Below are 24,638 nucleotides of genomic sequence, written 5' to 3'. Positions count from 1 at the left end.
AAGCCCCATCGCCTGACTGGAGGCCCCACTGCAACACCCCGACTTTGAGCTCTCCGACAACGTCGGCCGGACCGCCGAACAGATCCGCGCCTTCCATACACGCTCCGCCACCACCCACGACCTGTACCGCTGGGCCACCCGCGACGCCGAAGCCTTCCGTACTCAACACCCGTTGCCCACTGAGCCGTTGCCGGTGCCGGATCTGGATCCGTACCTGACGGCTCTGGCCGCGGCAAAGACGCCGGCCGAGTTCAGCGCGGTCACCAACGCCCTGCTCGACGCAGCCGAACCCGTCCTCAACTCGGTCGTCGGCTACCTGGCCGCCGCCGCGCAATGGCGTCGGCAGAACCGGGGAGCCGCCCCCGGCTCCCCGCCCCTGCTGCTGAGGGACGCCGCCAGCCGGATCAAGACTGCCCTGGCCATGGCCGCCGACGCCGACCTGCAAACCCTGCGCGCCCACTACGACCCAGCCCCCGACCTCAACACGTTCCCCCAGCAGGCACCGCCACCCCAGCCCGCGTCCCCGGCTCCACCGCCCAGGCAACAGCCCGATCAGGGAAGGCCACGGCGCTGACCGACACATCATCACCGGCTGCGGAAACTCACCCGCCCGCCCGGCCCGACGGCCCCGCTGCCCAGAAGGCCGCAGCCCGGGCTGTACGCGGCCTCACCGACCGGCTGAACGCGGCCCACTCGTACGAGGACGCCGCCCAGCTCCTCGACGAGGTCCTGGACCCGGCCTCGGGCGCGCTCGAACATCTCGCAGACTTCTTCGAAACAGCGGGCAAGACGGCCAAGTCCTCCGAGCGCCAGGACGGCTACGACCTCCACCACGACCTGCGCACCGCCGAGATCACGCTGCGTCGGCTCGGCGAACAACTACACGTGGCGGCCGACCGGATGCGGGACCTCGCCGTCCCGCAGCGCCAGAGCTGGCAGGAAGCCGTGGCCGACTACTACGCCACCGCCCACACCCCGCCCGGCTCACCTGCAGCGCCGCCACCCAGCGGCCGAACGCGCTGACCGCCCTCATCCCGCTACGCGCTCAAGACATCGGATCCGTCGTGCCCTGCCACACCCGCCACGGCGGCAGCCCGTCCGCCCGCCCGTCGCTGATCTGGCCCCTACTCGCCTCTGGAGACCCTCTGTCCCCGCATTGCCGCCCCGACATCACGGTCGTCATCGCCACCCAGCTGCGGCCCGAACGCCTGGGCTACCTCGCCGAACTACACGCCAGCCTCACCCGGCAGACCGTGCCGTGGGAGGCCGTCCTCGTCCTCGACGGCGCGCCCCGCACGCTCCTGCCTCAACCGCTCGCCACCGATCCACGCTTCCGCGTGGTGGAACTCCCGCGCCCGGTCGGCGCCGCTGCCGCCCGCAACCTCGGGCTCAGCGGCGTCCGCACTCCCTTCGTCTGCTACAGCGACGACGACGATCTCCTGCCGGCCGACAGCCTCGCCATCCGCCACCAGCGGATCACCGAAACCGATCTGGGCTGGGTCGCGGGCTGGAGCGCGGACCTGCACCCGGACGGCACCACCACGATCTGGCGCTGCCCCACACCGCCCGGCGTCCACCAGCCTGGTGACGTGACCGAGTACTGGGCCAGCCCCGAGGCACAGATCCCGCTCGGCCAGACCATGCTCTTGGCCCGCACCGAACTCGTCGTGGCCGCCGGCGGGCACGGGGGACTGCCCCAGGGCGAGGACTTCGTTATGGTCAACGGCGTCACCAACCTCGCACCGGGCGAGCTACTGCCGCACGTCGTCTACTACTACCGCAAGCACCCCGCCCAGATGACCGCCGGCGGCGCCGCGTACCGCGAACTGGAGGGCCCCTCCCGCGAGTTCGCGTTCCGCCACGGCCGTGCACTGCGCGCCGCGCTGAACCATGCGCGCACCGACCGGCTGGAGTTGGCGGTCTGATGGCCTCCGGCACCGCCCAGATCATCCTCAGCACCAGCCGCGCAGGCGCTCTGGTCGCCATCCCCTACGGCGAGGAGCACCGCCGGGCCGCACGCGCCCTGGAAGAAGCCGGATTCCACCGGATCCCCGGCGGCGCATTCGCCGCGCCACTGACCGACGGGCCGGCCACCCGCCAGACGGCCAGCGCCCTGGTGCACCGCGCCCACGAGCACGGCGCGACCATCACCACCAGCCCCCGGCCTTACCTCGCCGACTTCGGCGAGGACCTCGCCGCCCGGCTGCCCGGCGCCTGGAGCGCGCAGTTGGAGCTCTACTACCACCCGCTGGTGCAGGAGGACCTCATCGGCCCGCTGTGGGACAGCGGAGACCTCCTGGAGGCGCTGCTCCACGACCACGTTCCCAGCGCGGTCGTCCTCAAGAACACGGCGGGCACGGAACTGCTGCTGATCGAACGCCCCGGGCACAGCAGCGGATACCTGCTGGGCGCGTTTGCCACCGAGGGATACGACGACAACTGGGAGGAACCGAACGCACCGCGCAGCATCGTGCTGCCCGCCGAACCGGACCTCGCCGCACACGCCGTCGCCACCACGTTCCTGCCCGAGTACAGCCGCTGCCTGCACAACCGCCGCCTCGACACGGTCCTGACCGCGCTGCAGCGCATCCGGCCGGAGCACGAAACCCTTCAGACCATCAAGGAGTCCCACCATGACAGCGACGGCGCGCCGCTCCGCGACTCCCGGATGCTGCCCGAGATGGAGCGCGCGTTCGCCGACCACGCCTGGCTCCACTTCCGCGACGTCCTCGAACACGCCCCCGCGCTGCTCAGCCGGTGCCGCCCCGCCCGCAGCCCCTGGCCAAAGGACGCCACCGCCCTGCAACGTCTGCGCACGGCACTCGCCGGCAGCCAGGAAGTACGGGACGAGGACAGAGAGTTGAGTGGCGTCCTGTTCTCGGTCGACGGGTGGAAACAGGCCCGCAGCCGATTCGGTCTCGCCGCCCTGCCCGCGATCGAGACCTGGCTCGCCGACGGCGAGGTGTTCGAGCGCCAAGCCCGTGCCGCTGTCCCCGGCGGCCCGATGGCGCTGTCGGCGCCGAGCCCGCGCCTGCTCACCGCCCGCCCCACGCCGCCCTGCGCGCCTCGGACTGCCGCAGCGCGCCGCTGACCCAGCAGAAAGGATCCGCCCCCTGTCCGCCCACTTCCACTTCGCCGGCCACCCCGAGCACGGCTTCGTCGCCGCCCCCACGGCCGCCGTCACCCCGCACCTGGCCAAATGGTTCCTCACCCGCGAACAGTTCGAGCCCGTCCCCGGTCACGCTGGGCTGTACCGGCTCAGCGAGCCCGAGCGCGACGGTCCCCGCCGCACCCGCCAGGCCGTGCACGATCTGCGCCGCCAGGGCTACACCGTGCAGGCCGACATGCACCTCGACCCGGCCCTTTCCGCCGGCCCACCCCGCCCGGTCCGCTCCAACGGACTCCAGGAACGCCGCAGCCGTCTCGCCCAGGCCGCCGCCGGCCGAACCACGCAGCGCGCCACAGCGCCCACCACCTCCCCGCCGGCCACGCGGCCGATCCCGCCTAAGCCCGCCTACGCACCGACCGTCCACCTGACGGCCGCGGGCAGTGGACGGTCCCGATGACGCCCGCGAGCAATCCGGCTCCCGATGGCCCCCTGCCAGTGGCGCCCGAACTCGCCAACACTGCCCGCGACTTCCGGCTGCGGATGGCGGTCATCGACCGCGAGAGCGAAACCGCGCTCGACCTGACGCGCGACCGCTACGGCCGCACCGTCCACGCAGGCGCCGCGGCAGCGGCACGAGCCCACCGCGACAAGGCGGCGGTGGAGGCGTACGCGACGCACCTCGCCCCGCACGCCGATGCTCTCCTCGAAGCTGCCCGTCGTGCGCTCGACGAGCTGCCACCCGCCCGGCACCTCGCCGGGTGGCGGGCCGTGCTGGACGGCCTGGCCGCCTCCGCCACCGAGATCCGCCGGGCGCTCGACCGGGCCGGCCGCCCCCGGCTCCCCGGCCGAACGCGCTCAGCACTCGGCCCTGTGGCCGCACCTCACCGCCTGGGCAGATCACAGCTTCATCGCCAGCGACCTCGCCGACCAGAACAAACAACACCATCACAAGGCACCGCTGACCGACGAAGAACAGCAGATGTGGACCGAGATGGCCCATGCCGCGCAGCAGCGAGGCGAACTCATGCTCACCGAGTCGTGGTACGCCGCCGACGGGCAGCCGATCACCCTCGCCCACCTGGTCGAGGACGACGACTCGACGCTGATCGCGCTGCGAGGCGACCCGGACGCACCGGGCTGGCAGGTGATCGGGCACTACGCCCACGAATACGAGGCGGGAAAGGCGCTGCCCGTCCCGGTCCCGCCCGGCGTACTGCGCACGGACGTCTCCCGGTTCAACCGCCCCGCGCCGGTCCCGGAGGTGTCGCTGCAGGAACTCATCCGCGACGTCGTCGAGGGCCGGGCCGCGGGAGACGCCTCCGAAGCGCTCCTTGCCGCCGTCCAGCGCGGATACGACGCTGGCCCGATGGTCCGCCTCCAGGAACTTCTGGAAACGAGCGGCCAGTTCGCAGGCGCCCTGGAAACCGTGCAGGGCCGCCAAATCGCCGCCCGACTCTCAGCGCTGGGCCGGCAAATCGAGTTCCTCACGCGCGAAGTCGAAGAGGCGGCCGAGGACCTCGGTGCGACCGTCGCCGTCCTGCCGCCGCACCGCACCCCCGTACTGCGCGTACGCCCGCGCCCCGCCGTGGACACCACACCACCCACGCCACCGCCCCGCGCCCGCACGACCGCCCGCCACCGCTAAGCCACCGTGGCTGATCATGCCGATCGGCGTCGAGCAGTCCGCCAGCACCCCTCTCGCTGGACGCCTCGCCGAGCAGCCTCTAGCCAGCGCTGCGCTCCCCGCCGCCGGCGAGGACTTCGCTCGCGCCGCTCTCGCCGTGCGCCGATGTCTCTGCCCCCACCGGACAGCTGCAGCGTGGCCGGCATCGCCGCCCGCGGCACTGATCAAGGCGCAACCCCCACTACTTTCCAACCCTTTTGAGGAGATCCATTTATGGCCGTTGTTGGTACACCCGGCTATCAGAACGTGCGGAAAGGCGAGTCAGGTAGCTGCGGGGCGGTGAGGCCCGCCCTGGAGCATGTCGGCAGTCATTGCCCATCGTTCGCGGTCCAGCCACGCACCGTTGATGTGCTGGAAGCTCCGGGCCCGCCTCGCCTTCGCCCAACACCCCACCACTTTCCCGCCACCACCGATTAGGAGATCCGCCTTGCCCGAAGCACCAGCAGAGCCGTTCATGACGATCCGGCACACCATCACCGGCGAGATCACCACCACCGGCTACAACGCCGCCGCCCGGCGGATCCTGCTCCAGGACGGCTTCGAAGAGACGCCCGGCTGCGCCTGCCGAGCGACGGAACCCGGTACGGAGCGGACGCACGGGCCTGCTCGGCAGCCAGCGAGCTGCTCGTCGCCGGCCACCACCCCCTGCACCTGGACCGAGCCCTCGGTCGGCCGGTGAGCGCCGACGGTACGCCCCGGTTGGCCCGGTCGCCGATGTCGGCACAGTCCGTGATCCGCTCCGAGAGCGGCCAGCCTCTCCAGCGCATCGCCAACCCCGCCCGCACCAGAACCTGTTGAAGGACCCTCGTTTTGACCACACCCGGACCGCCTACCAGTCCAGCGCGCACCAAGGGCGGCGAACTACGGGCCAAGGTGGCCCGACTGCTGGCCGACCGGCCGGCGGACACGCTCACCATCGGGGACATGGCCAGGCAGCTGGGCCACTCCCACGGCGCCGTCCGCAACGCCGCCCTCACCCTGGTGCGACGCGGCGAGGCCGACCAAGGCGGAACCGGACAACCGGAGTTCCGCGCGAACGCGAAAACCGCCGCAGCCGCGCAGACCGCTGTGATCAGCCCCCCGGGCACCCACTCTCCCCGCGCCCAGGCGGCCAGGGCCCGCACGACCATGCCCGCAGCAGCCCCGCCCAGGCAGACCGGCCCGATCCGCCGCGCGGGGGGCCAGCTCTACCACCCCCGGGAGCTGGCCGATCTGCCCGACGTCGAGGCGTTGAATCGCCTGCGCGACGCCGACGTGCCGGTGCTGCTCTACGGCCCTCCGGGCACCGGCAAGACGAGTCTGGTCGAGGCGGCGTTCCCGGACCTGCTCACCGTCGCCGGCGACGGCGACACCACGGTCGGCGACTTGATCGGCGAGTACACACAGGACGACGCGGGAGCCTACGTCTTCCAGTACGGTCCGCTGGTCACCGCGATGACCGAGGGCCGCGCCCTGCTGATCGACGATGCCACCTTGATCTCACCGAAGGTCCTGGCGGCGCTGTATCCCGCGATGGACGGGCGCAGGCAGATCCAGGTCAAGGCCCACAAGGGCGAGACCATCAAGGCCGAGCCGGGCTTCTACGTGGTGGCGGGCCACAATCCCGGCGTCCACGGCGCGGTGTTGACGGAGGCGCTCGCGAGCCGGTTCAGCGTGCAGATCCAGATCGGCACGGACTATGACCTCGCCCTGGCGCTGAGGATCGATGCCCGGGTGGTCCGGGTCGCCCGACACCTCGCCCACCAAGTCGAACTCGGCGAGCTGGGCTGGGCCCCCCAACTGCGAGAACTGCTCAGCTACCAGAAGACCGAGGCCGTCCTCGGCACCAAAGCCGCGCTCGCGAACCTGGTCGGCATCGCTCCTGTGGAGGATCGCGACGCCGTCGCCGCCGCCGTCATCAAGGCAGTCGGCGTCAAGAAGATCGCGCCCCTCACCCTCGGCAAGCAGCTCCCCGCCTCAGCCGCCCGGCAGCCCCCGGGCAGCACCGGCTCCGCACACCGGGGCCGCTCGCGATGAGCGCCCACCACCACGTCCAGTCCCCCGCCACCACGCGGGACGACGACGCCGACCTCGCGCGATGGGACGACGACGGCGCCCCGCCCGCGCAACCCCGTTCCTCCCCGGCCGCGTGGCTGCGCGTGGGAGCCGAACTCGGCGACCGGCTGGTCGACCTCTCCGGCCGCCAGGACCTCCTCGTCACCTGCCGCCCCGGCACACGCAGCGGCGCACCGGCCGCGTTCTTCCCCACTCTGGGCGAGGTCGAGTTCGACGCCGGCCTGTTCGCCCCGCTGAAGCCCCACGAGATCCATCCGCGGATCGTGGGCGACGAGGAGCGGTATCCCGCCGCCTGGGGAGTGTTCGTCCACGAGGCCGCGCACGCGGCCCACTCCGTCTGGACGGCGCCAGCCGGAGCGGACCCCCGTGTCGTCGAGGCCGCGCTCCTGCTGGAGGAGAGCCGCGTCGAAGGCGCACACCTGATCACGCGGCCCACGGACCGCACGTACCTGCGCACCAGTGCCCGAACCCTGGTCTTGCCCGACATCGCCCACCCCACCCTCCAGGGCATCGAGCACGCCGCCGCCGTGGCGGCCCTGATCCTCGGCCGCCGTGACGTCGGCATCCTGGACGCCGGCGAGACCCGGGCCGTCGCCGATCTGTGCGAAAGGGTGCTGGGCGCAGATCTGCTGGCCACACTCACCCGCATCTGGACCGCAGCCCACCAGTGCGCCGACCACGACGCCACGACCATGCTCGCGCACGGTCAAGAATGGTGCGACGCTCTGGACACTGCGGCCCCCGCCCTTCCCGTGCCGGAGAACCTCACCGATCTGCTGTCCGGCGCCGTGGGGGTCGTCATGGACAGCACGGCAGCCACCGACGCCGCCGACCTCGCGGCACAGGACGCAGCGTCCAACGCCATGGCGTCGCGGTCCAAGGCGCAGGCTCAGGACCGCGCCCAGCGGGCCGGCCAGCGACGCAAAGCCGCCGCCACCGCCAAGTCGGTGTTCAACGCCCGTGGCACCACCGTCACCCCCGACGGCACACCGGCGCCCCACAGCAACCCGGTCACCGGCACCCGCAGGCCCACCGCCGCCGAGCAGAGTGCCGCCGCGCGCCTGAGCCGCGCCCTGCGTGCTGCCGCCTACCGCGAGCGGACCGAGGAGCGGACCACCAGCCCCACCCCGCCCGGCCGCCTCAACATGCGCGCGGCCCTCGCCCGCGACGCTCAGCGCGCGGCCGGGTCGGTCCCCACCGCGGAACCGTTCACCCACACCCGCCGCCGCAACTCCCCAACCCCACCGCTGCGTGTGGGTATCGCCGTCGACGTCTCCGGCTCCATGCGTGCCGCCTGCGCGCCCGTCGCGTCCGCTGCCTGGATCGTGGCACGCGCAGCAGCCCTGACCGACCCCGACTCCCTTACCGCCACCATCGCCTACGACAGGCACCTGACCGCATTGACCCGACCCACCCACCGAGCACCAGAGCGCGTGACGACGTTCGATGCCAACGGCGGCCACCACAACCTCGGCGACGCCATCGACGCACTCGACCACGGCCTCGAACTCAGCCGCCCCGGCGCCGGCCGCCTCCTCGTGATCGTCACCGACGCCCGGTACGGCAGCGACGAAACCGCTCAAGCCGTCACCCGCGTCAAGCAGCTCACGACCGCCGGCTGCGCCGTACTCCAGCTCACCCTCACCGCCAAGTCCCACCACTTGCCGGGGACCACCTTGTTGCACCTGTCCCAGCCCTCCAGCGCTCCTGCCGCCATCGCCAAGGCGGCCACAGACGCCATCCGCAGGACACGCTGAGACGACGCAGAAGGCGGAAGCGTCCCCGAGACCACCGCCAAGCACTCCAGACCACCTCCGTCCGCCGCATGAAGCGTGCATCTGATGCTCGAACCTCCGCAACGACGCAGGCCACCACCCCAACCGCCAACGAAAGGCACTCGATTTGAAGCCCCAGACCAGCAGCCCGACCTCGAACGTAACGCCCATCAAACGGAATTCCCCGGGGGTCCCTACGCATTGGACCGTGGAGCACGCATGCTCTCACCAGGTGGTTCATGACCTTTCCGACCGTCCTGCCGACAAGCGGGCGGGTTTCGCCCGCTGGCTCGCGGCGAAGGACTGCACCGACTGCTGGAAGGCGGCGCGCGACGCCGACACCGAGTCCAAGGAGGAGTGGCTCGCGGCCAAGCGCGCCGCAGAGCAGGAGGCTGCCGTCGCGTGGGCGAAGCAGTTCGACATGCCGCCGTTGGAGGGCCCGGTGAAGGCCCTGGAGTGGGGCGAGCGCTCCCGCCACCAGCTGATGACGGCGGCGCACACCGCGCTCGTCATCGAAGGGGCCTGGGACGAGGCGGACTGGGCGGAGCTGGAGGACAAGGCTCGCGCCATCACTCGTGCCGGGTGGTGGATTGATCAGCGCGACGCCGAAGGCGCTGACCTGGTCGAACTCCTCGACGCAGCGTCCGAGGCGGACCGCGAGACGGAGAACCCGTTCCGCTGACGCAGGCGGAACATAGCCGGGAAACGCCGGTTAGCCAAACCGGCGTTCCTCCGGACCATTGTTCCTCCCACCCCGCCCGTCTCGTGTGGAAGGAACCGCATGTCCCAGCCCTCGCCCACGTCGGCGTTCGCTCCGACACCCGACCCGCTCACCCCCGACCGCGACATCACCCACGCCCACTTCCAGGCCGGTGACACCGTCGTCGTCCTGAGGGGGGTGGCCGGCGGGGAACTGTGGGGAGACGCGATGCGCGTCGTCGCGCCGTCCTGGCACACGCCGACCGACGAGGACGGATGGCGGCTGCGTGATGCGACCGGCGGCGCCCAGTCCTACGTCACCGCCCACCCCCGCTACCTCGTGCACCTCTCGCGCCGCTGCCCGGACTGCCTGATCTACCTGCGGGCCATGGAGGACGCGCTCCTTGCGCGGTACGCCGACCGCGACGAGGTGATCGACTGCGGCTGGTACACCACCACCGCCCTCAACCAGCTTGTGCACATCGCCGACATCCGGAGCGGCCGATGATCCCCCGCCTGCACGAGCGGAGCCACACTCCGCACGATCCACTCGCTGAGGCGCTGGGGCGGCCCGTCTCGCCCAATGAGGGCCTGACGGAGTACACGGTCGTCGCCCACTGGCCGGGATTGGATTACTTCGCCCCGGACGACGAGCACAGGACCTGGACGTCCGTCGAGTGGGCCGAGCACCTCGAAGACCCCTATCTGGACTATCCGTTCGGGTCCAGTCCGGACGGCGACCGGCGGCCGATCCTCCATCTCGACGTCCGGCTTCACCCGGACGACCGGGAGCTGACCGGCCCCGAGTGGGCCGAAGCTGCCCACCGGCTAGCCCGCGTTGCCGGCATCGAGATTCCGGGCAAGGAGGACGGCTGCCGTTGGATCGCCGTTCAGGCCCAGTCCGGACGCCTCGATTTGATCGCCAACCTGATCCACATCGACGGTGCATGGCACGCCCCGCCCGTCGACGTCCTGCGGCGCCTTGCGGACGAGGCGCGCCGCATCGAGCAGGACTTCCGTCTGATCCCCGCATGCACCGGGCTCACGGCGCGGCCCACTATCCGCACGCCCACGGCATCGGCCCAACTGGCGAGTGTCCTCATGCAGCTTGCCGACGAGCAGTCCGGCCCGCTGGCCGCGGTCCGGGGACTGGTCGAGCACACCGCGCACCGGATCGCCCGCCAGCCCGGCGCCGCCGGGATCAACGCCGCGCACCGCCTGGAGCTGATCGGCCGCCGCCTCCATGCCATCCAGCAGGACCTGGACAGCACCGCCGCGCATCTGGTCCAGCCCCGGGGCGCCGCCGTACCGCCCGCCGTCCGGCACACCGCTCACCGATCACCGTAGGAGAACCCTCTTCTTGGCCCTTGCCGATCGCTTCCTGACCCTGGGGCGCGACCTCGACTCCAACGAGGTCCTCGCCGGCGGCGGCGACCCGGAAGCCCACAGCATCCTTGAGCGCAGCGGCTTCGTCCCCGTCGTCCGCCTCCACGAGACCTATCACCGCCTGCCCACAGGTCTCGATGACGCCGAGGAGAAACGTCTCGCCACCCAGGCCGTGGCCCGGCTGCGCGCCGTGAACTACCACGTCGACGCCGACGACGCCTTCGACACCGAGACGCGCGAGGCCCACTACCTGCCGCTCGGCGCGTCTGTCGCCCACCTCGCCGAACGGATCCGTGAAGCCACCACGAGCGACGAGGTCGCCGACGCGCTGACCGAACTGACCGCCGCCCACGACGGCATCTTCGCCGCGCTGGAGGAAGTCCTCACCGCCACCGCCGACTTCCACGAGGGGCTCGGCCAGACGGCCGACCCCTACACCGCCCGGCGGCTGCGCTACCTCGCCGACGAGCACCTCCACATCCTGCGCACCGACCTCGCCCACACCCGCAACACACTCGCCGACCGGCACGCCCCGCACCCCGGCCGCAGCACCTGCACCGCGGAGGTCCCCGCCACCGAACGCGAACGCTCCGCCATGTGCGCCTGCCCGCCCCCGCCGCGCACGCTCCCGGCTCCGCCGCCCCCGGTGGCCGCCGGACTGCGCCGCTGACCCTCAACTCGCCCAAGGACACCATGCACGACCACGACACCTCCGAGCGCCTCGCCTCCTACGCCGACGTCCTCGCCGGCGAACTCCCCGACACCTGGACCAGCTCCCACCTGCCGGCCGACGCCAAGGACGACCTCGCCGAACTCGCTGACCGCATCTGGGACCTGGACCTGGTTGCCGCCATGCTCGCCGAGCAGCCGCTGCAGCAGGCCGCCGTCCTGAGCCGCCCGGACGGCGCCCAGCTCGTCGTCCTGGACCGGCACGACGCACGCGACGGCTTCCTCATCGCCGCCGTCGCCCCCCGCGCCCTGCCCGACGAGGCATACCGCGCCGTCCCCGAACCCAACGGCATCGCCCTATCGGACGATCCGTTCCTGAGCGCCGAGCAGATCTCCGGCGACCTGCTCGCCCGCTACGACAGCGCGCTCGCCCAGGCCCGGCGCAACGCCCTGGGCGGCATCCAGCCCTCCCAGACGGACCGGCTCGTCCTGACCTGGCAGGACGATGGCAGCGTCGCCACCGCCCCCGCCGACGACCGGGTCGGCGCCGTCCTCGTGGCCATCGGCTTCGTCCCGGACCCGCAGAGCGGCATCCACCGCCTGAGCGGCGACGACACCCAGGCCCAGGCCCGCGCCCTGCGCGAGATCGGCCCGCAACTCGACGCCCTCGGCATCGGCACCGCCCTCCAGCACCCCGCAGGCCGAACCGCGCCCACCTCCGCCCCAGCCTCCATGCCACCGGTCCCGGCCGGCAGCCGTACGCCGACCGCCAGGGCTCGATGAAGCAGACGGAGCCCGACTTCAGGGTGCTGGAGTACGTCACCATCGCCAAGGACCCCCGCACCGACGTGGTCGTCGCCCTCGGCGGCACCGAGAAGGCGGCGGGCATCCTCCAGCGGACCGGGGGCTTCCTCCCCGCTCCCGGACCTCGCGGGGACTACCACCGGCTTCCCCACGGCCTGCCCGTCGAGCAACAGCGCCTCGCAGCGACCACCGCCGCGCACACGTTGCTCGTCCGGTGACAGCGTCCACCTCGACCCCGCCCTGAACATGCTGGCCACACCGGAGAGCGAACGTGATGCGGCCCGGCGCTACCTCACCCGGCTCGCCGAGCGGGCCGGGGTGGCCGAGACCAGCAGTGAGGTGGCCGAGGTCCTGTCCGAGATCGCCGCACCGGTTGACGGGCTGCTGCCCCTCACCAGGGAGGTGGTCGTCCGGGCCTGGATCGCCGCCAGTGACCTTCAGAGCGCCGCCCCCGGCGGGGAACCCGAACCCCTCGCACGGCTCGGGGACACCGCCAGCTCCTTGAACAGGGCCGCCCACGCCATCCTTCGTGCCCGCAACCATGCCGCCCGCGCTCCGCAACAGCCGACCCCTGCACCACCGCCGAGCCCCGACCAGCCCCCGGCCACCCGCTGCCGTTGACCCCGGAGAGACCTTCATGGCCAACCTGGCCGACGAATACGGCACGGACGTCGAGATCTACATCAAGGCCCTGACGACCACCATCCACGCCGACACCCCGACCGGCGCCCCCGCAAAGCTCCACGACCTGCTGGACCAGCTGGGCTGGAACGCCACGAATACCCCGCGGGCGCGCCGATCTACATCTGGCACACCGTGCCCGAACGCCTCTGTGCCGACGAGCAGAAACGCCTAGCGACCCGTGCCATCCCCGCCTTGCTCCTGGCCGGGTACGAGGTCAGCTGCGCGACCGACGTGTTCGACAAAGCCGCCTACCAGCAGGCCGTGCGCGACATCCGTGCCCGTGCGGCCAGCCCCGCCACGCAGCACCCGGCACCGGCCCGTTCCCCCTCGCGCCTCGCACAAGCCCGGCACACCCCGTAAAACCCACCGGGCGGCCCCGGCACATCTCCGGGGCCGCCCCACCCGACCCGACCGGAGAGACCCGTAGTACCCCGCACACCCCCACCCATCAGCCATCGGCTCAAGCCCCGACTCGCCACGGCTCTGTTCCGCCGCTACCTGCGCGCCTGTATCCCGACCGACCCCGACCGCGCGTCCCCGCTGGCGGGCGCCCGCCCGGAGGCCGTCCTCGCCGAGACGCTGCGCATCGGCAACCGCCACCACCACTGACCGTCCCCCCTCTGACCCGGAGGAGCATGTCCCACCCCGCCCCCTACCCGGCAAGGCTGGCCGACGAGATCACCCGCCAGCTCGACCAGCTCGCCGACCACCTCTCGCAACTCCCCCCTCCCCAGGCCGCGCAGGTCATCGCCCACGTTCTCGACCCGGACACCGGAGTCCTCGGTGGCATCACCCACCTCGTCGCCACCGGCAGCGTGTTCGCCAAGGACCAGGCCGAACGAGGCACCCTCCCCGCAGAGGTATGGCTCGCCCTGGGCCGCGCCTCGAACAGACTGCACGACATCACCCTCGACCTGGACGAACACAAAGACACCCTGCAGCACGTCGGCACCCAGCCCGCCACCACCGCGGCGAAGCCCCCGGCACCCGCACCGCTCATCGCCCGGCGGCACCGGTGAAGAAGAAGCAATGGCAGGGCTGGGGCCCCGGCGAGCAGGCCGAGCAGCACTACCTCGTCCAGCCGCGCGCCCTCGCCGGCGGCGGTGACGTCCGGCACGTCTCAGAGTTCCTGCGCGCCTCGGGATGGCGGGACAAGTCCAAGACGGGCGGCCCTCTGCTCATGGAGAGCCCGGACCGCACCCTCCGTGTCGCCTACGACCCCTACGTCCTTCCCGGCGGGTGGACCATCCACGGCCAAGCGGACGGCCTGAACGGCGGTTGGTCGGCGCACCTGGGCCAGCAGACCCCGGTGGAGATCGTCGCCGGCGTGACCGACGCCCTCACCCGTCCCCGCTCCGCCCACGCTCCCAACGTCTGGGAGCCGTTGCAGGAACAGAACTGGCACACCCGGTTCGAGGGCAAGCACTACACAGCGACCAACCCGGACGGCACCGCGTGGATGCAGTACCGCCACAGCCCCGACGGCACGGCGACGTGGTGGACCGGAGCGAAGGACAAGCAGGGCAACGGCTGGACGGCCAACTTCACGCCGAACATGCCCATGCACCTGGTGCAAGCCTTCTCCACCGAACTCGCCAGCCCGGATCCCGTGATGCGCCCGCGCGGACGCGTCCCGCACAGCGCGCAGATCCGCACCTGGTCGGTCTCCGTCACGCTCTCCCAGCTCCGCGCCTGGCAGCAGGCCCGGATCACGGCCGCCCGCGCCGCCAGCTGGGCCCGCAACAGCGCCCAAAGCACCCGGCCACGCACCACCGCCCGTCCCCGCACTCCGGCTGGCCGCGCGCGGACCCGCCGCTGACCCCGACGTCCCCGTCCCAAGGAGCCCGATGCCCGCACTCACCCCGGACGCCATCCACGCAGCGACCGAAACCCTGTCGGACCTCACCTGCTACCTGCGCGAGAATCCCGACCCCGCAGAGGCCCTGGCCCTCGTCGAGCCCCTCCTCGACGAGTACACGGGCCTGCCCGTCCAACTCGCCGACACCCTGCGCGCCCTCGCCCGAGCCCTGCAGGACCACGCGGACATCCCGCGCACCGCACAAGTCGACCTTCTGATCACCGAGTTGCGCACGGCCGCGTGGGAACAGGCCGACCAGCACACGCTCCACTACGTGCTAGACGATCTCCGCCACCTGCACGACAGTGCCGGCCCGCGCGAGCCGGCGGGCGACTGATGCCGCTGAGCGAACGGCAGCTCGCCGCGTTCGCCGACACACACGCCACGCAGATCCCGTTCGACACCAGCCCCCGCCACCTCGCCGGCCCCGGAGACGCCCGCCACGTCACCCACGGCCTGGCCGCCGCCGGATGGAGCGCCGTCTCCGACCCGTTGAGTCCCGAGATCGTCCTGCGCAGCCCCGACCTGCGCCACCGCCTGCAGTTCGACCCGCAGTCCACCACCTCCGCATGGTGGCGGCTGCGGGCCGAACCCGCCGACACCCAGCCCGGCTGGTACGCCGAGTTCGGCGAACTCGTGCCCGCCGAAGTCCTCGCCGGCCTCACCGACGCCCTCGTCGCTGGCGCGCCCGCCGAGCCGACCAGCCCTCTGTCCGTGCTGGAAGCCGCCGGATGGCTCATCGACGGCCGCGGGATCGCGTACAGCGATCCGCCGGGGTGCAGGGTGGAGCGCCTGCCTGGGAACGGCTCGGGCACGGTGCCCTGGCGCGAACAGGTGTCCGTCACTTGGCACATCGACGTCCGCGACCGCCTCGACGGCGTCAGCTCTGGCACCCACCTGTGGCACGCCGCCTTCAGCAGCCACACGCCCGAGCACCTCGTGACCGCCTTCGTCGCCGCGCTCACGGACCCGGCACCGGTGCAGCGCGGCATGTTCGACCGCACCGCCCGTTACGGCGTCATGCAGAGGTCCAGCCCTTTCACTCCGCAGCACACGGTCGACGCGCACACCACCCGCATCAAGGCACTGCGTGCCCAGGCACGCGCCGCCCGCCGACAGCAGACGAAACCCGCGACGACCCCGGCGAACGCCAGCACCGCGCAGCCGGCCGCCCACCGCTGAACCGACAGGACCCCTCGCCATTTCCGCCGATCACCGCGCACACCGCGCGTTCCTCCGCCACCTCGACCGCTACGTGCGGGACAGCAAGAAGATCCTCGACGCCTGGGACGCCTACTCCGACGAGCACACCGACCTCGACGGCTGGCCCTACGACGACCACACCTACGGCCTGCGGGCCAGCCAGCGCGACGCCGACACCCACACCGCGTTCGAGCCACTCCGCCACGGCGCCCGCCACCTGCTGGCCACAGCCGAGACGCAACTGGGCCGCCTGCCGGCGAACACCATGCAGAGCCGCTGGGTCTACCAGTTGGGCGTCCTGCAGGCCGCCCTCGACCGGCTCGACGAACTGCACGAGCAATGGCTGGCCACACGAGATGCCCTCCCCGCCACCGCCAAGCCCGGTACCCCGGCCTACGACGACGCCCTCGCCGAACACCACGCCGAGTCGTGGAGCTACCTCGACGACTGGGCCACCCACGGCAAGTCACTCCGCGAGATCCACAAGGCAGCCCGCACAGCCCCCTCACCCCTGGCCCCCATGCCGACCGCAGCCTCGACCTCGCCTGGTCGGCGGGCGTCGGCACGAACGTGAGCGCGGTCGCGACTCACGAGACCGTCGGGGTCGGCTTCATCCCAGCGCGTCACCTCACTACCGCGCTCGCGGTCCGGCCCTCGCACCGCGTCCCAACGGCGCGCGCAGTCTCCCGGCCCTTGGCCCGAACCTCGTCACCCGCACAACGACGGACGTGCTCGCCCTGCATGTCGCCGGGGCTCTGGAAGAACACGTTCGCTCCCTCGCTGCCCGGCGCACCGCCCTGGCGGCCAGCCCCGACTCCCTCGCGACAACCGCTGGCCAAGAACGGCCACAGCCGCTGCCCCCTCGTCCCCGCCCGGAAGCTCGTAGCTCTTGCCCCCTTCCTCCTCCCCCAACAGTTCCACCGACGGGTACGACCTCGTCCTGCGCCTCCTCCTCGGCATGGTCGCGATCGGCGTCCCCCTCGCCCACCTCGCCTGGCTGTCGGGCAACATCACCGCCTACCTCACCGGAGCCGACTGGGCGCCGTACCAGCCAACCGACTCCCTCCTCCACCCCAAGCAGGTCTGGCCGGACGCGGGAGAAACGTCCCTGCTGATCGGTGCCCGCATCGTCCCCGTTCTCCTCCTCCTCGCCCTCGGCACTGCCGCGGGCATCCTGTGGGCCCGGCGCAAGAACCGAAGCGGCAGCCGGAAGAAGAAGATCACCGGCATGGCCAAAGCCCGGGACATCGAACCGCTGATGGCCAAGGCGATATCCGACAAGGCCCGCTCCCTGCGCCCGAGCCTGAAGGACGCCAAGCACATCGAGGCCCGCGACACCGGCATCCTGCTCGGCAACCTGCAGGGCACCAAACACGAGGTGCGCATGGGCTACGAGGACGTCGCCGTCGCCATCATGGCGCCGCGCTCCGGCAAGACCACCAGCCTCGCGATCCCGTCGATCCTCAACGCCCCCGGACCGGTCCTGCTCACCTCCAACAAGGCGGCTGGCGACGCCTACACCGCGACCCTCGACGCGCGCGCAGCCATCGGCCGAACCTGGTCGATGGACCCGCAACAGATCGCCCACGCCGAACGGGCCATGTGGTGGAACCCTCTCGCGGACGCCAAGTCCCTGGACGGCGCTGGGCGGTTGGCCGGCCACTTCCTCGCCGCCTCCGTGGACGCGAGCCAGCAGGGCGACTTCTGGTCCAAGGCCGGATCCAACATCCTGGCGCAGTTGTTCCTCGCTGCGGCCCTCGACGAACGACCCATCACCGATGTCATGAACTGGCTGGCGTTCCCTGCCGACCGTACCCCGCTGGACGTCCTGCGCGACCACGGCTTCACGGCTGTCGCTGCCCAGCTCAAGGGCACAGTGGAAGGACCGCCGGAGACCCGCGATGGCATCTACGAGACCGCCCGCCAGTACGCCGCCGCCCTTCTCAACTCGGAGATTGCCGCGTGGGTCACCCCGCAGAAGGGCGTGCGGGAGTTCAGGCCGAGCGAGTTCGTCACCTCCACCGACACACTCTTCCTCCTTAGCAAGGACGGCGGTGGCGGCGCCTCGGCACTGATCGCGGCGTGCGCCGACTCCGTGATGCGCGCCGCGACCGCCCAGGCCGAGCGTGCCGGCGGGCGCCTGGACCCGCCGATGCTCGCGATCCTCGACGAGGCCGCCAACGTCTGCAAGATCAGTGATCTCCCCGACCTGTACTCGCACTTGGGCTCACGGGGCATCATCCCGATCACGATCCTGCAGTCCTACCGCCAGGGCCAGAAGGTGTGGGGCGACGCGGGCATGGACGCTATGTGGTCTGCCTCCACCGTCAAGGTGATCGGCAGCGGCATCGACGACCCGGACTTCGCTGACAAGCTCTCCCGGCTCATAGGCGACCATGACGTCGAGACCACCTCCACCTCAATGTCCGAGTCCGGCAAGTCGACCTCGGTGTCGATGCGGCAGGAGCGGATCCTGCCCGCCGACGCGATCCGGGCACTCCCCAAGGGCACGGCCTTGTGTTTCGCCACCGGCATGCGGGCCGCCATGCTCGACCTGCGCCCCTGGTACCTGGAGCCCGGTGCAGCCAACCTGTCGGCGGCCTCCGAGCGCGCGTCGAAGGCAATCACCGCCCGCGCCGTCGCGAAGCACGCGCCCACCCAAGCCGACTTCGGACCGGCAGCGTGAGCCAGACCCGCCTGCACCTGGTGCCCGTCCACTCCCGCGACGAAGCCCGCACCAGACTCCGCACTCCCGCCACCGCTCGCCCAGCGTCCTCAGCCAGCCCGCCCCGTCGGCGTCATCGGAAAGGGCCACCTCCCGCCTGGTCCGCTGAAGCAGCGCCACATACCCCTGGACCACCTTGCCTCTTGTTGACATCCCCGATGTGTTCATCGGGGCCACCGACGACGGACACACCTTCATCGTCCTCAACCGCCACATCCGCGACGCCCAACGGCTGCTGACCGAGGCCGGGTTCCTCGCCCGCGAACACCTCGGCCGCACCCTCTACCTGCTCCCACCGTCCGCCGCGCAGGACGCGCACGAGCGCGCCGGGATCGCGATGTACGGGCTCTTGGCCCACACCCACGACCTCGTCGACCTCTCCTGGACGACGCGCTGGAGCCCCGACCATCCCGTAGCCGCTCCCGAACTGCGCTTCCGGATCGGTGACGGCACCGTTGCCGTGACCGCCGCGACCTCCACCGCCCGTGCCCTCCTGGAGCAGCACGGCTTCACGCCCTCCACCGACGGCTCGTCGTACCGGCCACCGATGCCACTGAGCGAGCGTGACCTGCTGGGCTCAGTCGTCCGTGCCGAATCCCACGCCTACGCCCACGGGCTCGGCGTCCACGTCGACTTGGGCATCCCCACACCCGACGCGATCCCCGCCGCGCCCCAGCACACGTCGGCCGCCGTCCCCCGAGGACCGGCCACCGAGCCTGCGCGGCGCCGCACCCACTGACCTCCCCGGAGACCCACCATCGCCATCCGTCAGATCGATCTGCCCGTGCAGGTCGACCACCTCCGCAAGCTCGGCGCCGACTTCAACGCCCTGAAGACCAGCGTCAGCACGCTGAAGGCGCAGCCAGGCAGCGAGATGCTGAAGCAGCTCGCCCCGAAGATCGCCCAAGCTCACGAGCTGACCGGCCGCGCCCTGGGGCGGCTGGCCGCCCTCGACGGCAGCCAGTACACCGCCGTACCCGGCAGCCGAGCCACCCTGGAGGCGCTCAGTTCCGTCGTGGAATCAGCGTCTGTGGCCGCCCTCGACCTCGCAAGCGCGGTCGCGGACAACCCGCTGGAAGGGACCGCCTTCGCTGGCGGCCCGCCGCTGGACGACAACACCGTGCGCAAGGCCCGGCATGCCGAAGCCGCCCCTCGTCTGGCCGAGGCCCTGGGAAGGGTCGCCCACCAACTGGACCTGTGCGCAACCGGCTGCCTCTACACCGCATCGGGCATCGTCGGGGACCTCAAGAGCCACCCGGAGCACCTGCCACCGCTTCCGCCGCTGACCCCAGCCCACTACACGGCCCTGGAAAAGATCGCCCAGGGCGGCACCAGCGTCTCCCGGTCTCTGCGCAGCAGCCGGGAGACCGTCCGGGCCGGCGACGGCAGCACCATCCGCAGCAAGCCCTTCACCGTCCTCGCGGACAGCAAGCTGATCCGCATCCAGCAAGGGGCCTCCCTCTTCCTTGACCGGAGCGTCACGATCACCACCGCCGGACGGCTGGCACTGGACACCCAGAAACCCGCACGCACGCCGACAACGGCACCGGCATCGTTGCCCGCTCCTGCTGCCGCCGCGGCTGGCAGGCGGCGGTGAACAGCTTCGCCCCCGACGACCTCGTACTCGTCTCCCCCACGGCACCTGGCCGGGGCCGACAAGCTCCCAGATGCGGTCGGCCAGCTCGCCCACCCCTCACTCGCCCCCGCAGCCCTTGAAAACCTCCGCGATGACAACACCGTCCGACGCCCCGCTGTTCGACGTGGACGCACCCGCGCCCCTGACCCCCGTGGAACGGCTGCTGGCGCTCGCCGACCTCTACACCCAGCACAACGACCTGATCGACACCCTGTTCTCCGGCCGCACTCCCCAACCTGATCCGGATGCCTACGCCGCCTCCGCCCGGCGACTGGAGCGCGAGGCCCTCGCCGCCATCAAGGCGGTCCGCCAGCAGCCCCTGCCCGCCATCGACTCGGTCAAGGGCGCTGTCGTACGGCTGAAGCAGCTCACCCACCTGACCGGTGGCGCCACTCGCTACCTCACCGCCGCGCAGCACGTCCGACCGCCGGACGATGCACAGCACCAGCTCCTCGATCCCCGGCACGGAGTCGGCCAATACGTACAGCTGGCCCGCGAACTCACCGCGCTCGCACCCCTGACCATCATCGGCTCCGCCATGGTCATCGCCGGCAGACTGCCCAGCAGGGCACGCAGCACCACCACCGTGCCCGGTATGACCAAGGACCATCGCGCTGCGCTGCTCGAAGTCGCCCGAGGCCACATCGCCGTCACCGAATACGACGGGAACCAGCGCGTCTACCACCACGAAACGGCTGTGGACGCCGAGATGCTGAGCCAGCTGGAAGCCCAGGTCCTGGTCATCCGCGAGCCCGCGTCCGCAGCGCCCTTCTTTACGGGCGGGCCGCTGCGCGACCGCGCACGGCTGACCGCCCACGGAATCTCCGCCCTCAGCACGGTCGTCGTTTCCCCCCTTCCCGCCAGCAGGCCGGCCGTCGGCCCCGTTGCCGCACCCACCACGGTCAACTCCTCCCGCGCACGCCGCTGACAGCGCCGCCCCCGTCAGCGCTTGCCTGCCTTCTCCTCCATTCATGCAAGGAATTCCCGATTCACGACTCCCCCACGCGCATCTGCATTTCACTGGGCGCCGGCATTCAGTCCAGCGCCATGCTCGCCCTCTCCGCCAACGGCGTTCTCCCCAAAGCCGATTACGCCATCTTCGCCGACACCGGCTGGGAACCCCGGACGGTCTACGATCATCTCGACCGACTCGAACAGGAAATAGCCACCCCGGCCGGAATACCCATTCTACGAGTCTCCTCGGGCAACATTCGAAAGGACGCCCTCGACCCGGCGCACCGCTTCGCCTCCATGCCCCTCTACATCCTCAATCAGGACGGCAAGCAGGGGATGACCAGACGGCAATGCACCGGGGAATACAAAATCAAACCGATCAAGAAAAAGGTCCGAGAAATCCTCGGATACCCCTACCCCGCACGCATCCCCAAGGGCGTGTTCGTCGAGCAGTGGGTAGGTATCTCCACGGACGAATTCCATCGCGCCAAGGACGCCGACGTCCGCTACATGCGCAACCGGCATCCGCTCATCGACATGGGCTGGTCGCGAGAAGACTGCATTCGTTACCTGACATCGATCGGCCTGGCGGACACGCCGAAATCGAGTTGTCTGGGGTGCCCATTCCACGGAAATGCGCAGTGGCGGAATATCCGTGACACGAGCCCGGACGAGTGGCAGGACGTCGTGGAATTCGACGCCGCTATCCGTCAGGGCAACGCCCGTGCGAACGCGAGCGGCAACCGGCTCCTCGGGCAGGCTTTTCTGCACCGTTCCAGGGTACCGCTGAGCGAAGCCCCGATCGACCATGTCACCGCCGCCGAATGGGCTGCCCGGCAAAGCGAGTTGACCGACGCTCCTGATGCGCAGGAGTTGGAGCAGGGTGTGGTGGTCGGCTGTTCGCCCTGGGCCTGCCGTAGCAGCGAACCGGCCGTCTCGCAGGACGACTTCGGGCTGGCCACGTGATACTCGACCTCTTCGCGGGGCCGGGCGGCTGGAGCCGAGCACTGGGCGTCCTCGGCGTGCGCGACATCGGTCTGGAATGGGACCCGTGGGCGTGCAAAACCCGTATCGCTGCTGGGCAGTTGACGGTCCGGACCGACGTGGCGAGGTATCCGACGTGGCCGTTCATCGGCCGCACGCGCGGGCTGATCGCGTCCCCGCCGTGTCAGGCGTGGAGCATGGCCGGCAAACGCCTCGGCCTGCTCGACCAGCCGCTGGTGCACGCGGCGGTCGAGGACCTGGCTGCCGGACGCGACACCCGTGAACGCCTCCTCGCCGCGTGCCGCGACGAGCGCTCCCTGCTCGCAGCCGAGCCGATGCGCTACCTGCATGCCCTCAACACGGTCGGCGAGCCCGACTGGGTCGCCATGGAGGAGGTGCCGGACGTCCTGCCCCTGTGGAAGCAGTACGCGGCCGTCCTTCGCGGATGGGGATTCTCCGTCTGGTACGGCATCCTCAACGCCGCCGACTTCGGCGTCCCGCAGACCAGGAGAAGGGCGATCCTCCTCGCCTCCCGGGTCCGTACGGCACAGCCTCCCCCGCCCACGCACTCCCAAGTCGCCGAGCCGGAGTCGCTGTTTGGGCCGGGCCGTGCCCGTTGGGTGAGTATGGCCGAGGCCCTGGGCTGGGGCGCGACCGACCGGCCCGTCCCTACCGTCTGCGCCGGGGGCGGTCCCGGCGGCGGTCCCGAACCGTTCCCGTCGGGCTCCCGCAAGACGCTGTCCGACGCCCGGGAGCGCGGCACCTGGATGCCCCGGCCGGACGGCGTCGACCGGCCGTCCCGCCGCGAAGGAGCTGGACGGGCGGCCCGGCACGGCGCACGTGAGGACCGCTCTGACACCGCTCCGGCGCCGGCGTTCACCGCCGGGGACCACCGCTGGTCCTGGTCGTTGCGGAGCAACAACCAGGCTAATGCCACCATCCGGTCCATCCAGGAGCCAGCGGGCACGCTCTTCTTCGGACACCGCGCGAACGAGTGCACCTGGGTCGCCGAACCGGCCTCGGCACCAGCGGAGGACACGGACGTGCCAGCGGTGCCGGAGCCGATCCGGATCACCGCCCGCGAGGCCGGGATCCTGCAGACCTTCCCCGCCGACTACCCCTGGGCCGGCAACAAAGGCCAGCAGTTCTCGCAGATCGGCAACGCCGTGCCCCCGCTGCTCGCAGGCCACCTCCTCGCCCCGCACCTCGGCGTCACCCTCGCCCCCGACGACTTCACCCTCGCCGCCTGATGCCCCACGATCCCGAACCCGACGAAGACGACCTCGACGACCTGCCCGATACCCATCCCCCACTGCCCGTGCGCTACGCCGAGCAGGCCCTCCTCGGGGCCCTCCTCCTCGATCCGCACCGCCTTGACGACGTGAGCGGCATCGCCGCCAACTCGTTCTCCACCGCCGCGCACTCCGCCCTGTTCGCCGCGATCAGCACCCTGCCGCCGCCCGACCCCGCCGAGCATGCGAAGAACACCAACTGGCTCAACCACGTGCTCGCCACAGGGCGCGAGCAGGCGCGCGGACTGACCGCCTCGTACCTGCACACCCTCGTCCAGGTCTGCCCCTGGCCTCGCCACGCACCGGCCTACGCACGGATGGTCGAGGCCGAACACGCCCGCCGCCGTCTGCAGACGGCCGCCGAACGCCTCGTCCACACCGTCCACGACGCCTCTCTGCCGCACCCCGTCCAGACGGTGCTCGCCACGGCCGACGCGCTCGCCGCAGTTGTGGACGACATCGCGAGCCGTTTCCCGCCGCGCGCCGGAGTGCTGCCCCGCACCGCGGCACCGCCGCCAGCGATCGCGCCCGACTACACCGAGGCGGTCGAGGAGGAGCAACTGCTGCTCGCGACCGCCACCGCCCACCCATCCGATATCGAGTCCGTCCCGTGGCTGCTCCCCGACGACCTCACCCTGCCCTTGCACGCCGGCCTGTGGCAGTGCCTGACCGCCCTGGCCCGCCGCCACGAGCCCGTCGACCCCGTCACCGTCCTGTGGGAAGCCCAACAGCGCGGCCTGCTGGACGACGGCAGTGCACCGGGCGAGGTGCTCCGCATGCTGGCGGAACCGGCTGGTTCCGTGGAGCACTGGGGCGAGCGCGCCCTGCGGCGTTCCCTCCTGGCTACCGCCGAACACACCGGGCGGCGCATCGAGGCGTACGCCAGCGACCCAGCGAACACACCGTTCCAACTCGTCGTCGGCGCCCGCCGCTCCCTCGCCGACATCGGCGCCGTCCGCACCCGCTGGCAGCACGCCACCGGAGCCACCCCGCCACAGCAGCAGCTGCCTGCGCCCACCACCCGCGCCGGACCGCCGACCACCACGGTCGCGCACACCGCCCGGTCCACACGAGCAACCCGATAGCCCCCACGTACGCCGGTGGCCGGCCCCGAAGGCCCG

Annotated in this window: 30 protein-coding genes and 1 pseudogene; 30 read left to right on the top strand and 1 reads right to left on the bottom strand. The window is 71.5% G+C overall.

The features are described 5' to 3' along the window. Nucleotides 1-172 precede the first annotated feature (172 nt). Complete coding sequence (locus tag PBV52_RS45485; RefSeq protein ID WP_274247382.1) at nt 173-574, top strand: hypothetical protein; 402 nt, start codon at nt 173-175, stop codon at nt 572-574. A gap of 11 nt (nt 575-585) precedes the next feature. Here PBV52_RS45485 and PBV52_RS45480 read toward each other — a convergent pair whose 3' ends face one another. After that, on the bottom strand, nt 586-879 hold the full coding sequence (locus PBV52_RS45480) for a hypothetical protein (RefSeq protein ID WP_274247381.1): 294 nt from the start codon (nt 877-879) through the stop codon (nt 586-588). A 6-nt stretch (nt 880-885) separates the two neighbouring features. Between PBV52_RS45480 and PBV52_RS45475 the strand changes: the two genes are divergently transcribed. The 29 genes and pseudogenes from PBV52_RS45475 to PBV52_RS45335 all read left to right on the top strand — a co-directional run bounded on the left by PBV52_RS45475 (nt 886) and on the right by PBV52_RS45335 (nt 24,602). Next, the gene (locus tag PBV52_RS45475) at nt 886-1,023 is read left to right on the top strand and encodes a hypothetical protein (protein WP_274247379.1); all 138 of its coding nucleotides are present in this window, start codon (nt 886-888) and stop codon (nt 1,021-1,023) included. A gap of 41 nt (nt 1,024-1,064) precedes the next feature. Then, complete coding sequence (locus tag PBV52_RS45470; protein WP_306801474.1) at nt 1,065-1,925, top strand: glycosyltransferase; 861 nt, start codon at nt 1,065-1,067, stop codon at nt 1,923-1,925. Further along, nucleotides 1,925-3,091 carry a hypothetical protein gene (locus tag PBV52_RS45465; RefSeq protein WP_274247377.1) on the top strand — a complete coding sequence of 389 codons (1,167 nt, stop codon included), beginning with the start codon at nt 1,925-1,927 and terminating at the stop codon, nt 3,089-3,091. Before PBV52_RS45470 ends, PBV52_RS45465 begins: the two co-directional genes overlap by 1 nt. A 13-nt stretch (nt 3,092-3,104) precedes the next feature. After that, the gene (locus tag PBV52_RS45460) at nt 3,105-3,566 is read left to right on the top strand and encodes a hypothetical protein (RefSeq protein WP_274249966.1); all 462 of its coding nucleotides are present in this window, start codon (nt 3,105-3,107) and stop codon (nt 3,564-3,566) included. Beyond that, nucleotides 3,563-4,754: pseudogene (locus PBV52_RS45455) on the top strand (hypothetical protein). Before PBV52_RS45460 ends, PBV52_RS45455 begins: the two are co-directional and overlap by 4 nt. A 493-nt stretch (nt 4,755-5,247) precedes the next feature. Then, nucleotides 5,248-5,472, top strand: coding sequence for a hypothetical protein (locus PBV52_RS45450; protein ID WP_274249965.1), 225 nt, complete (start codon nt 5,248-5,250; stop codon nt 5,470-5,472). 194 nt (nt 5,473-5,666) lie between these two features. After that, nucleotides 5,667-6,809 carry an AAA family ATPase gene (locus tag PBV52_RS45445; RefSeq protein WP_274249964.1) on the top strand — a complete coding sequence of 381 codons (1,143 nt, stop codon included), beginning with the start codon at nt 5,667-5,669 and terminating at the stop codon, nt 6,807-6,809. Further along, nucleotides 6,806-8,605, top strand: coding sequence for a hypothetical protein (locus tag PBV52_RS45440; RefSeq protein WP_274247375.1), 1,800 nt, complete (start codon nt 6,806-6,808; stop codon nt 8,603-8,605). The genes PBV52_RS45445 and PBV52_RS45440 overlap by 4 nt, the downstream gene beginning before the upstream one ends. A 250-nt stretch (nt 8,606-8,855) precedes the next feature. Beyond that, complete coding sequence (locus PBV52_RS45435; protein WP_274247373.1) at nt 8,856-9,305, top strand: hypothetical protein; 450 nt, start codon at nt 8,856-8,858, stop codon at nt 9,303-9,305. Nucleotides 9,306-9,404: 99 nt separating this feature from the next. Further along, entirely contained in the window at nt 9,405-9,830 is a 426-nt protein-coding gene (locus PBV52_RS45430; RefSeq protein WP_274247372.1) for a hypothetical protein, read from the top strand. Then, on the top strand, nt 9,827-10,669 hold the full coding sequence (locus PBV52_RS45425) for a relaxase/mobilization nuclease (RefSeq protein WP_274247370.1): 843 nt from the start codon (nt 9,827-9,829) through the stop codon (nt 10,667-10,669). Before PBV52_RS45430 ends, PBV52_RS45425 begins: the two co-directional genes overlap by 4 nt. 13 nt (nt 10,670-10,682) lie before the next feature. Continuing rightward, complete coding sequence (locus tag PBV52_RS45420; protein WP_274247368.1) at nt 10,683-11,378, top strand: hypothetical protein; 696 nt, start codon at nt 10,683-10,685, stop codon at nt 11,376-11,378. 23 nt (nt 11,379-11,401) lie between these two features. Beyond that, on the top strand, nt 11,402-12,160 hold the full coding sequence (locus PBV52_RS45415; protein WP_274249963.1) for a hypothetical protein: 759 nt from the start codon (nt 11,402-11,404) through the stop codon (nt 12,158-12,160). After that, nucleotides 12,157-12,399, top strand: a complete 243-nt coding sequence (locus PBV52_RS45410; protein ID WP_274247366.1) for a hypothetical protein — start codon at nt 12,157-12,159, stop codon at nt 12,397-12,399. Before PBV52_RS45415 ends, PBV52_RS45410 begins: the two co-directional genes overlap by 4 nt. A 28-nt stretch (nt 12,400-12,427) precedes the next feature. After that, nucleotides 12,428-12,802, top strand: a complete 375-nt coding sequence (locus PBV52_RS45405; protein ID WP_274247364.1) for a hypothetical protein — start codon at nt 12,428-12,430, stop codon at nt 12,800-12,802. 16 nt (nt 12,803-12,818) lie between these two features. Then, a complete protein-coding gene (locus PBV52_RS45400) occupies nt 12,819-13,037 on the top strand; it encodes a hypothetical protein (protein WP_274247362.1) in 219 nt (72 codons plus the stop codon). A gap of 20 nt (nt 13,038-13,057) precedes the next feature. Beyond that, complete coding sequence (locus PBV52_RS45395) at nt 13,058-13,225, top strand: hypothetical protein (protein ID WP_274247360.1); 168 nt, start codon at nt 13,058-13,060, stop codon at nt 13,223-13,225. Nucleotides 13,226-13,500: 275 nt separating this feature from the next. Further along, nucleotides 13,501-13,884, top strand: a complete 384-nt coding sequence (locus PBV52_RS45390) for a hypothetical protein (RefSeq protein ID WP_274247358.1) — start codon at nt 13,501-13,503, stop codon at nt 13,882-13,884. Beyond that, nucleotides 13,881-14,684 (top strand): DUF317 domain-containing protein, encoded by an 804-nt coding sequence (locus PBV52_RS45385; RefSeq protein WP_274247357.1) that lies wholly within the window; start codon nt 13,881-13,883, stop codon nt 14,682-14,684. Before PBV52_RS45390 ends, PBV52_RS45385 begins: the two co-directional genes overlap by 4 nt. Nucleotides 14,685-14,712: 28 nt before the next feature. Further along, entirely contained in the window at nt 14,713-15,060 is a 348-nt protein-coding gene (locus tag PBV52_RS45380; protein ID WP_274247355.1) for a hypothetical protein, read from the top strand. Beyond that, on the top strand, nt 15,060-15,905 hold the full coding sequence (locus PBV52_RS45375) for a DUF317 domain-containing protein (RefSeq protein WP_274247353.1): 846 nt from the start codon (nt 15,060-15,062) through the stop codon (nt 15,903-15,905). The genes PBV52_RS45380 and PBV52_RS45375 overlap by 1 nt, the downstream gene beginning before the upstream one ends. A 73-nt stretch (nt 15,906-15,978) precedes the next feature. Further along, on the top strand, nt 15,979-16,500 hold the full coding sequence (locus tag PBV52_RS45370) for a hypothetical protein (RefSeq protein ID WP_274247352.1): 522 nt from the start codon (nt 15,979-15,981) through the stop codon (nt 16,498-16,500). A gap of 315 nt (nt 16,501-16,815) precedes the next feature. Next, the gene (locus PBV52_RS45365) at nt 16,816-18,612 is read left to right on the top strand and encodes a type IV secretory system conjugative DNA transfer family protein (protein ID WP_274247350.1); all 1,797 of its coding nucleotides are present in this window, start codon (nt 16,816-16,818) and stop codon (nt 18,610-18,612) included. Between the two features lie 175 nt (nt 18,613-18,787). After that, entirely contained in the window at nt 18,788-19,390 is a 603-nt protein-coding gene (locus tag PBV52_RS45360; RefSeq protein WP_274247349.1) for a hypothetical protein, read from the top strand. Between the two features lie 45 nt (nt 19,391-19,435). Continuing rightward, entirely contained in the window at nt 19,436-20,248 is an 813-nt protein-coding gene (locus PBV52_RS45355; RefSeq protein ID WP_274247346.1) for a hypothetical protein, read from the top strand. A gap of 130 nt (nt 20,249-20,378) precedes the next feature. After that, nucleotides 20,379-21,215, top strand: coding sequence for a hypothetical protein (locus tag PBV52_RS45350; protein WP_274247344.1), 837 nt, complete (start codon nt 20,379-20,381; stop codon nt 21,213-21,215). A 119-nt stretch (nt 21,216-21,334) separates the two neighbouring features. After that, nucleotides 21,335-22,207 (top strand): hypothetical protein, encoded by an 873-nt coding sequence (locus PBV52_RS45345; RefSeq protein ID WP_274247342.1) that lies wholly within the window; start codon nt 21,335-21,337, stop codon nt 22,205-22,207. Next, nucleotides 22,204-23,475 (top strand): DNA cytosine methyltransferase, encoded by a 1,272-nt coding sequence (locus PBV52_RS45340; protein WP_274247340.1) that lies wholly within the window; start codon nt 22,204-22,206, stop codon nt 23,473-23,475. The genes PBV52_RS45345 and PBV52_RS45340 overlap by 4 nt, the downstream gene beginning before the upstream one ends. Continuing rightward, on the top strand, nt 23,475-24,602 hold the full coding sequence (locus tag PBV52_RS45335) for a DnaB-like helicase N-terminal domain-containing protein (RefSeq protein WP_274247338.1): 1,128 nt from the start codon (nt 23,475-23,477) through the stop codon (nt 24,600-24,602). The genes PBV52_RS45340 and PBV52_RS45335 overlap by 1 nt, the downstream gene beginning before the upstream one ends. Nucleotides 24,603-24,638 lie beyond the last annotated feature (36 nt).

Source organism: Streptomyces sp. T12, assembly GCF_028736035.1.
In the GTDB taxonomy this organism is placed as follows: Bacteria; Actinomycetota; Actinomycetes; order Streptomycetales; family Streptomycetaceae; genus Streptomyces.
Note: the sequence above shows the minus strand (reverse complement) of the source record. Positions and strands in the feature narration are given on the sequence as shown.